This window comes from Streptomyces sp. NPDC091377, assembly GCF_044757045.1.
Lineage (GTDB): Bacteria > Actinomycetota > Actinomycetes > Streptomycetales > Streptomycetaceae > Streptomyces.
This window is the reverse complement of the sequence record NZ_JBIVUE010000005.1, coordinates 166,439-178,747: the sequence shown is the minus strand read 5'-3', so window position 1 is coordinate 178,747 and position 12,309 is coordinate 166,439. Positions and strand designations below refer to the sequence as shown.

General features: G+C 71.8%; 13 protein-coding genes and 1 pseudogene. 8 read left to right on the top strand and 6 right to left on the bottom strand.

The window, feature by feature from the left end; all coding sequences use genetic code 11:
• Positions 1–72 precede the first annotated feature (72 nt).
• Together ACIQNG_RS13280 and ACIQNG_RS13275 are read right to left on the bottom strand one after the other, a co-directional pair.
• The gene (locus ACIQNG_RS13280) at positions 73–483 is read right to left on the bottom strand and encodes a MarR family winged helix-turn-helix transcriptional regulator (RefSeq protein ID WP_401484667.1); all 411 of its coding nucleotides are present in this window, start codon (positions 481–483) and stop codon (positions 73–75) included.
• Positions 484–534: 51 nt separating this feature from the next.
• Positions 535–897, bottom strand: a complete 363-nt coding sequence (locus ACIQNG_RS13275; protein ID WP_401435192.1) for a VOC family protein — start codon at positions 895–897, stop codon at positions 535–537.
• A 368-nt stretch (positions 898–1,265) separates the two neighbouring features.
• Between ACIQNG_RS13275 and ACIQNG_RS13270 the strand changes: the two genes are divergently transcribed.
• Together ACIQNG_RS13270 and ACIQNG_RS13265 are read left to right on the top strand one after the other, a co-directional pair.
• A complete protein-coding gene (locus ACIQNG_RS13270) occupies positions 1,266–1,553 on the top strand; it encodes an ArsR family transcriptional regulator (protein ID WP_401435194.1) in 288 nt (95 codons plus the stop codon).
• A gap of 289 nt (positions 1,554–1,842) precedes the next feature.
• Positions 1,843–2,682, top strand: a complete 840-nt coding sequence (locus ACIQNG_RS13265) for an undecaprenyl-diphosphate phosphatase (protein ID WP_401484664.1) — start codon at positions 1,843–1,845, stop codon at positions 2,680–2,682.
• A gap of 18 nt (positions 2,683–2,700) precedes the next feature.
• Here the strand turns inward: ACIQNG_RS13265 and ACIQNG_RS13260 are convergent, their stop codons facing one another.
• Complete coding sequence (locus ACIQNG_RS13260) at positions 2,701–3,789, bottom strand: fatty acid desaturase family protein (RefSeq protein ID WP_401484663.1); 1,089 nt, start codon at positions 3,787–3,789, stop codon at positions 2,701–2,703.
• A 171-nt stretch (positions 3,790–3,960) separates the two neighbouring features.
• Between ACIQNG_RS13260 and ACIQNG_RS13255 the strand changes: the two genes are divergently transcribed.
• The 4 genes and pseudogenes from ACIQNG_RS13255 to ACIQNG_RS13240 all read left to right on the top strand — a co-directional run.
• On the top strand, positions 3,961–4,680 hold the full coding sequence (locus tag ACIQNG_RS13255; protein ID WP_401484661.1) for a FadR/GntR family transcriptional regulator: 720 nt from the start codon (positions 3,961–3,963) through the stop codon (positions 4,678–4,680).
• 280 nt (positions 4,681–4,960) lie between these two features.
• On the top strand, positions 4,961–5,977 hold the full coding sequence (locus ACIQNG_RS13250; RefSeq protein WP_401484659.1) for an asparaginase: 1,017 nt from the start codon (positions 4,961–4,963) through the stop codon (positions 5,975–5,977).
• Positions 5,978–6,149: 172 nt separating this feature from the next.
• The gene (locus tag ACIQNG_RS13245) at positions 6,150–7,082 is read left to right on the top strand and encodes a glutaminase (RefSeq protein WP_401435206.1); all 933 of its coding nucleotides are present in this window, start codon (positions 6,150–6,152) and stop codon (positions 7,080–7,082) included.
• Between the two features lie 179 nt (positions 7,083–7,261).
• Positions 7,262–7,495 (top strand): annotated as a pseudogene (locus ACIQNG_RS13240) (glycosyltransferase family 87 protein); the annotation flags it as partial.
• 17 nt (positions 7,496–7,512) lie between these two features.
• Here the strand turns inward: ACIQNG_RS13240 and ACIQNG_RS13235 are convergent.
• From ACIQNG_RS13235 to ACIQNG_RS13225, 3 genes are all read right to left on the bottom strand, one after another.
• Positions 7,513–8,718, bottom strand: a complete 1,206-nt coding sequence (locus ACIQNG_RS13235) for a D-alanyl-D-alanine carboxypeptidase family protein (protein WP_401484656.1) — start codon at positions 8,716–8,718, stop codon at positions 7,513–7,515.
• A gap of 241 nt (positions 8,719–8,959) precedes the next feature.
• Positions 8,960–10,105 carry a transcription termination factor Rho gene (rho, locus tag ACIQNG_RS13230; RefSeq protein WP_401484654.1) on the bottom strand — a complete coding sequence of 382 codons (1,146 nt, stop codon included), beginning with the start codon at positions 10,103–10,105 and terminating at the stop codon, positions 8,960–8,962.
• Between the two features lie 413 nt (positions 10,106–10,518).
• Positions 10,519–10,917, bottom strand: coding sequence for a nuclear transport factor 2 family protein (locus ACIQNG_RS13225; protein ID WP_401484652.1), 399 nt, complete (start codon positions 10,915–10,917; stop codon positions 10,519–10,521).
• Between the two features lie 80 nt (positions 10,918–10,997).
• Between ACIQNG_RS13225 and ACIQNG_RS13220 the strand changes: the two genes are divergently transcribed.
• On the top strand, positions 10,998–11,573 hold the full coding sequence (locus ACIQNG_RS13220) for a PadR family transcriptional regulator (RefSeq protein WP_401484649.1): 576 nt from the start codon (positions 10,998–11,000) through the stop codon (positions 11,571–11,573).
• Positions 11,574–11,578: 5 nt separating this feature from the next.
• A complete protein-coding gene (locus ACIQNG_RS13215; protein ID WP_401484647.1) occupies positions 11,579–12,304 on the top strand; it encodes a methyltransferase domain-containing protein in 726 nt (241 codons plus the stop codon).
• Positions 12,305–12,309 lie beyond the last annotated feature (5 nt).

The window sequence follows — 12,309 nt, the reverse complement described above, 5'->3', positions numbered from 1 at the left end:
TTCTGTCATTTGAGGTTGAGGGGCCCTGTGGAACCGGGAGTGCGTGGCGGTCCGGGAGGGGGGAGGGGGCGCTCAGTCGTCCAGCATCCGCGCCAGCGCGGCCCGCTGGAGCGGCAGCACCTCGGCGTGCAGCGCGCGCCCCTTGTCGGTGAGGGTGACCCAGACGCCGCGCCGGTCCTCGACACACATCGACCGGGTGACCAGACCGTCCTTCTCCAGTCGGCCGATGAGCCGGGAGAGCGCGCTCTGGCTGAGATGGACCCGGCCGGCGAGGTTCTGGACCCGGCACGGGGCGCCGTCCTCGGGGGAGTCGGCGACCAGCAGGTCCAGCACCTCGAAGTCGCTCGCGCCGAGACCGTGCGGGTGAAGGACGCGGTCGATCTCGCACATCGTGCGCGCGTGCACCGCCAGGATGTCCCGCCAGCGCGCTTCCAGCCCGGCCCCGACGGTGTCCGTCGCCCGCTCGATGGTGTCCGTTCCCATAAAGGCACGGTAACACCGAAACGGTGATTCGTTGACTGTGCAACTAGCGGCTCATCCGGCGGCCTCCTGGACGGGGTCCTGGAGCAGGCCGATGTGGTTCCCGTCGGCGTCCCGCAACGTCGCGATCAACCGCCCGCCGCCGACGTCCTGGATGCCCTGGACTTCCTCCGCCCCGGTCTCCAGCAGCGCCGCGAACCGCTCGTGGATGTCGGTGACGTTCCAGTAGGGGACCGCACCGGTCAGGCCCTTGGCGTGCCCTCGCGGGTCGAGGCCCACGTCCTGGCCGCCGCCCTTGAAAGCGACGTAGTACGACTCGTCCACGTACGGCTCGGTCCCGAGTGCCTTGGAGAACAGTGCCTTGGCGCGGTCGAGGTCCCTGACCGGATAGATGATGGTTTCCAGTCCGCTGGTCATGGGGGGCTCCTTCACAGCCGCTCTCATTCCTACTCTCATTCCTGGTGGTTCCACGCTAGGCCGGGAGGGCTGGCGCGGCTTCTCGGATCCTGACCGGTCGACCCGTCGACCCGTCGACCGATGGTTCGGTGTCAGGTGTCAGGTGTCAGGTGTCAGGTGTCAGGTGTCGGTGTCCGGTGTGCGCGGTCGCACGCGCGGTCGCGTGCGGATGCGCCGCCGGTGCGGGCGGGCGCTCGCGCCGTGGCCTCCCGGTGAGCCATCGATCCGATCCGTACCGGTCAAGCGTCGACGAGTGCCCGGTGTGGCGGTCCGGTGGGCACCAGAGTGGGAAAGCGCCCTATGGACGGCCCGGAACCCTGGAGGACGCGATGCTCAGGACTCCTCGCGGCGAACTGCGCCTGGTCATTCTGGAGTGGCTGAAAGATCCGCCCGCCCACTTCCCGCCGCAGCGCCGCATCGATCTGTGCCAGGACGGAGTCCCGGCCGAGGCCGTCGCCGAGAAACTCGGGGTGCGCCGCTCGGTCGCGGACACCCACCTCCGCCTCCTCGCCGACCTGGGCATGCTGCGCGTCAAGCGGGTACGCCGCCGCACCTGTTACCGGCGCGACGAGTTCCGTATCGCCGAGGTGGCGCGCATGTTCGAGAAGGGGTGGTAGGCCCACGGCTCACGGCCCACGGCCCACGCCATGCCCCGCCCCGGCCCTGCTCCCGCCCCGCTCCCGCCCCGCCCGACCCCGGCACCACCCCGGCGATCCGCCGCGCCCGAGCCGCGGCTCATGCCCCCCGGCGAGGAACGGCGGCACCGGCACGGCACCTGTGCGGCGGTGTGTGCGCGATACACGCCGTGCGGAGGTAGTCGGGGATTCCCGCCCGCGTGCGGTAGGAGTGATCCACCGCACGCGCCGCCCCGCCGGGGTGCGGGGCGCCTGAGCAGAACTGGATCCCATGAGCAGCGCCATCAGCATCGGTCAGGCCGTCGTTCTCGGAACCGTCGAGGGGGTGACCGAGTTCCTGCCCGTCTCCTCCACCGGCCATCTGAAGATCGCCGAGGGGCTGATGGGGATCCCCGTGGACGACGCCTCGGTCGTCGGCTTCTCGGCCGTCATCCAGGTCGGCGCCATCGCGGCGGTCCTCGTCTACTTCTTCCACGACATCGTGCGGATCCTCACCGCGTGGGTGCGCGGGCTCCGCGACCCCGAGGAGCGCTACCACCACGACTACCAGTTCGCCTGGTGGGTGATCTTCGCGACCATCCCGATCGTCGTGGTGGGCCTCGCCGCCAAACCGCTGATCCACGGACCGCTGGCCTCGCTGTGGGTGGTCGCGGGCTCGCTGATCGCGGGCAGCGGGGTGATGTGGGCGGCCGACCGGTTCGGGCGGCACAAGCGCGGCGAGGACGACACCTCGTTCAAGGACGCCATGCTGGTCGGCGGCGCCCAGATCCTCGCCCTGCTCTTCCCCGGCTTCTCCCGCTCCGGCGCCACCATGTCCACAGCCCTGCTGCTCGACCTGGACCGGGTGGCCGCGACCCGGCTCTCCTTCTTCCTCGGCATCCCGGCCCTGACCGGCGCCGGGATCTACGAACTCAAGGACGCCCTCGGCTCCGGCACGGGCGCCGCCCCGCTGGTGACCGGGACGGTGGTGTCCTTCGTGGTGGCGTACGCCTCCATCGCCTGGCTGCTGAAGTTCGTCGCCAAGCACACCTTCAACGCCTTCGTGATCTACCGGATCGGCGTCGGCCTGCTGCTGTTCGCACTGCTGGGCGCGGGCGTCCTGGAGAGCTGACCCGCCCGCGCCGGCGGCTCAGCGCCCCTGCCGGAGCGGTCGCCCGATGTCCCACATGTGGCGCATCGCCTCCCGGTGCGAGGCGAGCAGCCCGGTCTGGTGGTACGGAACGCCCAGCTCGGCGCAGTACCGCTCGGTGATCTCCTGGGCCCTGCCGAGGGCCGGTGTCGGCATGCTCGGGAAGAGATGGTGCTCGATCTGGTAGTTGAGCCCGCCCATCATGACGTCGATCACCGCGCCCCCGCGCACATTGCGCGAGGTGATGACCTGACGGCGCAGGAAGTCCAGCCGGGTGCCCTCCTCAAGCATCGGCATGCCCTTGTGGTTGGGCGCGAAGACCGAGCCGAGGTAGATCCCGAAGAGCCCCTGCTGGAGGGCGATGAAGGCGAGTGCCTTGCCGGGGGACAGCACGGCGAACACACCGCCGAAATACACGACGAAATGGGTGACGAGCAGCGTCCCCTCCAGGACCGGCCTTTTCGTCGTCGGACTGCGCAGCGCACGGAAACTGTTGAAACTCAGATTGAAGCCTTCGAGGGTCAGCAGCGGGAAGAAAAGCAGCGCCTGGTACTTCCCTATGAACCGCGGAATGCCCTGGGCCCGGCCGGCCTGCCGCTGCGACCAGACCAGAATGTCGGGGGAGACGTCCGGGTCTTTTCCCTCGTGATTCGGATTCGCGTGGTGCCGGGTGTGCTTGTTCATCCACCAGCCGTAGCTCATGCCCAGCAGCAGATTCGCCGCTATCAGCCCGCCGGTCTCACTGGCCCGGCGCCGCGAGAACACCTGGCGGTGCGCGAGGTCGTGCGAGGCCAGCGCCAGCTGACCGAAGACCGCGGCCAGGGCGACGGCCACGAAGAGCTGGGCCCAGCTGTCACCCACGGCGAGGAACGCCGCGATGCTCCCGCCGAGGGCGAGCGCCACAATCCCGAAACGGACGGTGTAATAGAGCGGGCGGCGGCGCAGCAGATCCGCCTCGTTCACCCGACGGGACAGCTCGGCGAAATCGCTGCCCTTCTGCTGGGACTCGGAATCCGCCGGCCGGGAATCGCCGTCGTTGCGCTGTTCGTGCGCGGGGGAGGTCCCCGTCAGCACCATTGGGTTGGCCATGTACCGAAGTATGTGGAGGAACGCCCGGAAGCAGAATGCTGCCTGCCCCCGAAGGGGGGTGGTGTTAACCCCCCTATGGATCTGACGGGTTGGCCGGTTTGCGCGGCGGGGGAAGGGGCTCCGGGAGGCGGCTTCTTGACACGTCGGGCGCCGGGACCGCACGATGCGACGGTGAACCTGTCAGACAGCCAGACAGGTGGTCCGGTGCCGCGGCGCGTCAGCGCGATGGAGGCGGTGCTCGGCCACCTCCGCGGTGCCATCGAGGGCGGTACGTACGTCATCGGGGACAAGCTCCCCTCCGAGGCGGAGCTGTGCCGCGCCCTTGAGGTCTCCCGGCCGGTGCTGCGGGAGGCGCTGCGCGCGCTCCAGACCATGGGGTTGACCGTCGCCAGGACCGGCAAGGGCACCTTCGTCGTCGCCGACCGGGTGGAGGACCCCACGTTCGGCGACTACGCGGCGAGCGATCTGCTGGAGGTGCGCCGGCACATCGAGATCCCCGTCGCCGGGTACGCGGCGACCCGCCGCACCCCCGAGAACCTCGACCGGCTCGCCCATCTCCTGGACCGGATGGAACGCGAGACCGACACCACCGCCTGGGTCGCCATGGACACCCTCTTCCACCTCGCCGTCGCCGAGGCCGCCCAGAACCCGGTCTTCCGCCGTGTCATCGAGGAGATCCGCGACGCCCTCGCCCGCCAGTCGGCCTTCCTCAACGAACTCGGCGGCCGACGGGAACAGTCCAACCGCGAGCACCGGGCGATCGTGGAGGCCCTCCTCGACGGCTCCGCCCATGACGCGCGCGAGGCCATGGCCCACCACCTCGACCGCGTGGAGAGCAGCCTCACCGACATCGTCGGGGCGGCCCGCGCGGAACCCGGGGACGGGACGTGAGCGGGACACCCCGGCCGGGACCGGCCCCGACGATTGCGGCGGCGCCGTGGTCGCTCACGGCCCGGACAGCGGCTTCGCCCCCGACCTGGGACGCTGCCCCCATCGGGTGCGCCGGGTCCCCACCCGACCGAGCCCGCCGTACGAGGCTCCCCGGCCCCCACTGACTTGCAGGAACGTTTCCCCTCTCCCCCCTCCCGCCACCTTCACCTTCACCCTCCCCTTCAGCCCACCTCACCCCCACCCTCACCCCCGCCCTCCCCTCACCGAAACCCAGGCCGAGATGCACAGCACCACACCCACCGACGCCCCCCTGATACGCGAGCCCCTCCACGCCCCCGTCGCCCACCTCGTCCGCGGCGGGGTCGTGGAGGGCGTCCACTACGGCTCCGTCGTCGTCCTGGGCCCGGACGGCACCGTCGAGTTCCAGCTCGGGGACATCGAGGCCGCCTTCTACCCGCGCTCGGCGCTCAAGCCGGTACAGGCCGCCGCCATGGTCCGCGCCGGGCTGCCGCTCGACGGCGACCTGCTCTCCCTCTCCGCCGCCAGCCACTCCGGCGAGGAACGCCACCTGGCCGGCGCCCGCCGGATCCTGGAACTGGCCGGGCTCTCGCCCGACGTGCTGCGCAACGTCCCGGACCTGCCCCTCGACCCGGCGGTCCGCGACACCTGGGTGCGCGAGGGCCGCCCGGCCTCCCGCCTCGCCCAGAACTGCTCCGGCAAGCACGCGGCCATGCTGCACACCGCCAGGGTCAACGGCTGGACCCTGGACGACTACCTCGACCCGGCGCACCCCCTCCAGCAGTCGATCGCCGCGACCGTAGAGGACCTCACCGGCCAGCGCCTCGCACAGGTCACCGTCGACGGCTGCGGCGCCCCGCTGTTCGCCCTTTCGCTGCACGGCCTCGCCCGGGCCACCGCCGCCATCGTCACCGCCGCGCCCGGCACTCCCGAGGCACGGGTCGCGGACGCGCTGCGCGCCCACGCCGAGATGGCCTCCGGCACCGGCCGGGACGTGGCCGCGCTGATGCGCGCGGTGCCCGGGCTGCTCGCCAAGGACGGCTACGAAGGTGTCCAGGCCGCCGCGCTCCCCGACGGCCGGGCCATCGCCGTGAAGATCGCCGACGGTGCCAGACGTGCCCGCGTCCCGGTCGCCGCCGCCGCGCTGGCCCGGGCGGGCGTCGACCCGGACGCACTGGCCCCGTTCCTGAGCGAACCCCTGCTGGGCGGGGGCCGGCCCGTCGGCCACCTCCGCGCGGTCCGCGCCCTGGACCCGACGGCGGCACAGCGGGAAGGCTGATCACCTGGCGGCTGACCACAGGCGCACAGCCGGGCGGCCGGCCACCTGGCGGCTGACCACAGGCGGCTGGCCACAGGCGGCTCGGCTCACCACCGTGCGCACCGCCCCCCCCCGTCACCGGCGCCGGGTCCCGATGCGCGCCCGCCCCCGTCCGGGCGGCACACTGGTGATCATGGCAACCGCACCGTCGTCGTTCACCTACCAGCCCGTCCTGGAACGTGTCGCGGAGGAGATCGAGCAGACGCCGGGACGGGGGCGCCCCGCCGACTACATCCCGGCCCTGGCCGCCTGCGACCCCCGCAGCTTCGGCATGGCCGTCGCGGAACTGGACGGCACGGTGTACGGGGTGGGGGACTGGCGGACGCCGTTCTCCACCCAGTCCGTCACGAAGGTGTTCACCCTCGCCCTCGACCTGGCGCGGGAGGGCGACCAGTTGTGGGAGCACGTGGGCCGCGAGCCGTCCGGCAACCCCTTCAACTCCCTGGTCCAGTTGGAGTACGAGGACGGCATCCCGCGCAACCCGTTCATCAACGCGGGGGCGCTGGTCGTCACCGACCGCCTCCAGACCCGTACCGGCGACGCCTCCGGAGCGCTGCTGGACTTTCTGCGCGCCGAGAGCGGCAACGCCGCGCTGGACTTCGACACCGGGGTCGCCGCGTCCGAGCGCGCGAACGGGGACCGCAACGCCGCGCTCGCCCACTTCATGAAGGCGTACGGCAACATCGACAACCCGGTTCCGCTGCTGCTGGAGCAGTACTTCCGCCAGTGCTCGGTCCGGGCGTCCTGCGCCGACCTCGCCCGGGCCACCGTGTTCCTCGCCCGCCACGGCATCCGCGCTGACGGCTCCCGTCTGCTCACCCGCAGCCAGGCCAAGCAGGTCAACGCGGTCATGCTCACCTGCGGCACCTACGACGCCGCCGGTGACTTCGCCTACCGTGTCGGCCTCCCCGGCAAGAGCGGTGTCGGCGGCGGCATCATCGCCGTGGTCCCCGGCCGCTGCACCCTCTGCGTCTGGAGCCCCGGACTGGACGAACGGGGCAACTCGGTGGCGGGAGTGGCGGCCCTGGACCGCTTCACCACCCTGACCGGCCTCTCGATCTTCTGACCCCCGGCCGAAGATCACCCACCCGTAACCCCTCACCCCCCCCCGCCCGGCCGGACCGGTGTCGACCTCTCGCCCGACCTCGGCCAACTGGTTCTCGCCGGGACCGGGGGCGTACTCGCCGCGGTCGTCCTGTGGCAGGCCCACCAGTCCGCGCGCGGCCCGCTCCTGGGACGCACCGCATGAACGCCGAGGACCGCGTCCCCCGCGCGACGGACCTGCGGCCGTGGGCACTGCTGGCCCTGGTGCTGACGGATCTGTGGCTGCTGACCAGCGGGCGCGCCCGCCGGGCGGGCGTGGGCATCGGCGTGGCCGCCGCCGTCAAACTCACGCCCGCCGTCTTCATCGGCCTGTTGCTGCTCGCCCGGCGATGGCGGGCCGGCAACACGTACACCTGGATCACCCTCGCCCTGCTGCTGCGGCTGCCCGTCGGTCACTCCACCCGTACGCCCGCCAGCCGTAGCGCCAGTGCCACCGCGCCCGCGCCCGCGCCGGCCGCGCCCAGGACCGTCCACACGGCGAGCCAGCCCGGTCCTGACTCCTCGGGTGCCGTCGTCGCCCGGGCCACCGGGACCGGGTCGGGACCGGACCGGGGCCGGGCCCGCAGCGCGTCCAGCGAGCCCACCGGGTCCACCCGCCCGGCCGCGTCGAAGCCCCAGTCGAGCAGGGAGCGGGCCTCCTCGTAGACGGCGGAGGGGTTGCCGTCCTGCGGGTTCATCACCGTCACGACCAGGGTGCGGCTGCCCCGGTGGGCGCCGGTGACCAGCGTGTACCCGGCGTTGCTCGTGTAGCCGTTCTTGATGCCGAGCAGCCCTTCGTAGGGCTCCACGCCGTCGTCACCGGTGAGCAGCCGGTTGGTGTTGCGGATGGGGAACGTCCAGCCGCCGCCCGCGGGGAACTTCGCCTCCAGCGTCCGGCAGTACCCGGCGAAGTCGGCGTTGCGCAGCCCCGCCCGGCCGAAGATCGCCAGATCGTACGCGGAGGAGACCTGGCCCTCGGAGTCGTAGCCGTCCGGCGAGGTCACCCGGGTGTCGCGGGCGCCGAGCGAACGGGCCTTCTCCTGCATCTGCCGGGAGGTCGCCCGCCACCCCCCGTTCAGCCCGGCCAGCACCCGCACGGCGTCGTTGCCCGAGCTGAGGAACACTCCGCGCCACAGGTCCGAGAGGTGGTACGACACCCCCTCCTGGACCCCGACGAGACTGCTGCCGGGGCCTACGTCCAACAACTCCTCGTCACCCACCTCGTGCTCGATGCCGCTGGGCAGGACCGGCAGCACGGTCAGGGCGAACAGGGTCTTGAGGGTGCTGGCGGGCGGCAGTCTGCGGTGCGCGTCGTGCGCGGCGAGCACCTCGCCGGAGCGGGCGTCGGCGATCAGCCATGACAGTGCGGAGACCTCCGGGACCCCGGGCGCCCCGGCACGCGGGCGGACCTGGGTGCCGGGGCGGTACAGCTGGGACGGATGGGGAGCCAGGGCGCTCCGTCCGGGGCCGAGGGGGTCCGCGCCGGGCTGTGCGGCCACCGCGGCGGGGGCGAGGGCGAGGACCCCCACGACACAGAGCGCGCAGGACACCGAGGCCACCGAGGTCACCGATGCCCCCGCGCCCACTGACGCCTTCCGGGAAGAGAATCCGATCGTCATACGATCAACGTAGGAAGGTGTCGGCCGGGTACCGCGCTGCAAGGTCCGAACGGGCCACGCGAGCACCCGGATGCCGCACGGCGGCGGCGTGTCGGGGGTGACGCTCAGGTGCTGTGTGCTCCGTGCGGTCCGTGTGCTCTGTGTGCTTTGTGTGTTCCGTGTGTTCCGTGTGTTCCGTGCGGGATGTCACGGCGGTGCACCACCGGGCGTTCCCGGGCGGCTCGGAGCCGGAGCGCGTGCGTCATCGCGCCGGCAGCGTCGGCTGGATCCGCCGTACGAACGTCGCGTTGTCGGGTGTCTCGCGCAGCCGTTCCAGCAGGGTCTCCATGCTGGCCTCGCCGTCGCGGTTCTGGAGCACCCGGCGCAGTCCGTGCACGGCGGTCAGCTCGGGCTGGGGGAGGAGGAGTTCCTCGCGGCGGGTGCTGGAGCGGTTGATGTCGACGGCCGGGTAGATCCGGCGGGCGGCCAGATCACGGCTGAGTCGAAGCTCCATGTTGCCGGTGCCCTTCAGCTCCTCGAAGAAGAAATCGTCGGCCCGGGAGCCGGTGTCGACCAGCGCGGTGGCCAGGATGGTCAGGGAACCGCCCTCCTCGGCGGTGCGCGCGGCGCCGAAGAGCCGCTTCGGACCGTGCAGCGCGGCGGCGTCGACCCCACCGCTCAGGGTGCGGCCACTGGAGGACGCCACGTTGTTGTGGGCCCGGCACAGCCGGGTGAGCGAGTCCAGCAGGATGACGACGTCCTGGCCCGCCTCCACGAGCCGCCTGGCCCGTTCGACGGCGAGTTCGGCGAGGGCGATGTGCTCCTTGGGCGGACGGTCGAACGTGGAGGCGTACACCTCGCCGCGCACGGAGCGCCGCATGTCGGTGACTTCCTCGGGGCGTTCGTCCAGCAGCAGCACCATGAGATGGCACTCGGGGTGGTTGCCCGCGACGGACGCGGCGATCTGCTGGAGCAGTACGGTCTTGCCGGTCTTGGGCGGGGCGACGATCAGCCCGCGCTGGCCCTTGCCGAGAGGGGCGATCAGATCGGTGACGCGTCCGGTCAGCCCGGCGGCGGGGTGTTCGAGGCGCATGCGTTCGCGCGGGTGCAGCGGCGTCAGATCGCGGAAGTCCCGGCGTCCGCGCTGCGTCTCGGGGGCCTGTCCGTTGAGGAGGGTGATCTCGCCGAGCCCGGCGCGCCCGCCGTGCGGTCCTTCCACGAGGTCGCCCTTGCGCAGGCCGTGACGGCGGATCAGCGCGGCGGGGACCACGGGGTCGGAGGGGGCGGGCAGCAGGGACCGGGGGTCCCGCAGGTACCCCTTCCCGTTGCGGTCCAGGTCGAGGACGCCGACCGTGGACCGTTCGGGGGTCTGCTGTCGTACCGGGGGGTGTTCGAGTGTGGTGGTCATGAGGTTCGGTCCTTTCGAGGACGCGGGCATGAGACATGCGAAGGGAAGGGGAAGCCGCGAGAACAGGGGCTGCCCGGCGCGGAACGACCGCGCGGCACGCCCACGGGCGGCGGGGAACGGCTCACCGGGGGACAAGGCCCATGAGGTGATGCCGGAGAACCGGGAGACCGGATCTGTGAGAGAGAGCCGATTCATCGGCGGATCGAAGCGGAACTGGCACTGGCGTCCACGAAGGGACGAACACAAGTGCTGCCCGTACTGTACCACTCGTGACACGGGAACGTCCGTGAAGGTTCCGAAGCCGCTCGGCGGCCCTGCGGAATCAGGTGAGGCACGGGAGCCAGTCCCACCCACGTCAACGCGGTGGCTGCCTGTCCTATTCCGTTCCTGTTCCGTCCGCGCGCTGCCGTCGGTCAGGCCGACCGCCGCTCCGCGTCCTCGGCGATGTCCGCGAGCCGCGCCCCCATCGCCTTCGCCAGCGCGTTCGCGCCGGACAGCGGACGGACCATCACCGTCATCCGGTCGATCCGGCCTTCGTCGTCCAGATGGAGGAAGTCGCAGCCGTCCAGGGTGCGGTCGCCGACCCGGGCGGTGAAGTGCAGCGCGTGGTCGCGGCCGTCCTCGGAGGCGTACGCGCGTACGTAGCGGAAGTCCTCGAAGACGTCGATGACCGCGCGCAGGATCGCCAGGGTGATCGGCCTTCCGGAGTACGGCTCGAAGACGACCGGACTGGTGAAGACGACCTCGTCCGCGAGCAGTGCCCCGACGGCGTCGATGTCCCGGGCCTCCACCGCCGCACGGAAAGCGCGCATCGCAAGCTCCTCACCGTCTGGATACTCAATTAATTGATTAGACATGGATGACAGTACTCAGCGGCTGTTAGCGTGTCCACATGTCGCTGAAGTACGCCGTCCTGGCGGCCCTCCTGGAGGGCGAGGCGTCCGGGTACGAGTTGTCCAAGGTGTTCGACGTGTCGCTCGCCAACTTCTGGCCCGCCACCCCTCAGCAGCTCTACCGCGAACTGGAACGGCTGGCCGGGGACGGACTGATCCAGGCCAGGGTGGTACGGCAGGAACGGCGGCCGGACAAGCGGATGTTCACCCTCACCGAGGCCGGGCGGGAGGATCTGCGGGCCTTCGCCCTCGCCCCCATCCGTCGCCCCACCGCCCTGCGCGACGAACTGCTCATCAAGGTGCAGGCCATGGACGACGCCGACCCCGCCGTCACCCGCGCGCAGATCGAGGAGCGCATGACCTGGGCGCGCGGCAAGCTCGACCGCTACGAGCGGGTCCGGGACCGGCTCCTCGATGGGCGGACCGAGGAACGGTACCTGGGTGAGGCCGACCGGATCGGGCCGTATCTCACCCTCATGGGCGGGATCGCCTTCGAGCGCGAGAACCTGCGGTGGTGCGAGCGCGTTCTGGCCGTCCTCGAACGGCGCTCGCGGCGCGTCCTCCGGGGCGGGTGACCCCGGTGTTCCGGCCCGAGGGCCCCAGCCTGCGCGAACTCACCGTCCAGGCCCTGTCGTCCGTCGAACGGGGCTACGACCTGCTCGCCCCGAAGTTCGATCACACCCCGTTCCGCACCCCGGACGCGGTGCTGGACTCCGTCGCCGCCGCGCTGGCCCGGAGCGGCCCCTACGACCAGGGACTCGACCTGTGCTGCGGCACGGGCGCGGGGATGGAGGTGCTCGCCAGGGTGTGCCGACGCGGCGTCACCGGCGTCGACTTCAGCGCGGGGATGCTCGACGTGGCCCGGGATCGCGCGTGGCCGTCCGCGCCGCCGGTCTCCTGGGTGCGGGCCGACGCCCGCGCGCTCCCCTTCGCGCCCGCCTTCGACCTCGTCGTCAGCTTCGGCGCCTTCGGCCACTTCCTGCCCGGCGAACTGCCCCGGCTGTTCACCCAGGTCCGGTCGGTGCTGCGGTCCGGGGGCCGGTTCGTCTTCCCGGTCCTCGCGCCGCCCCGCCCGACCTCCGCCGCCTACTGGATGCTGCTCGGCTTCGACGCCGCGATGCGGGTCCGCAACGCCCTGTGGCGCCCCCCGTTCGTCATGTACTACCGCGCCTTCCGGCTCGGTGAGGTGCGCCGCGAACTGGAGCGGGCCGGGTTCCGGCTGGACCTGGCCGCGCTGCCGGAGTTCGGCCGACGCGACGACGGCAGCGCGCGGGTGCGTCTGGTGACGGCCAGGGTGGCGGAGTGACCCGC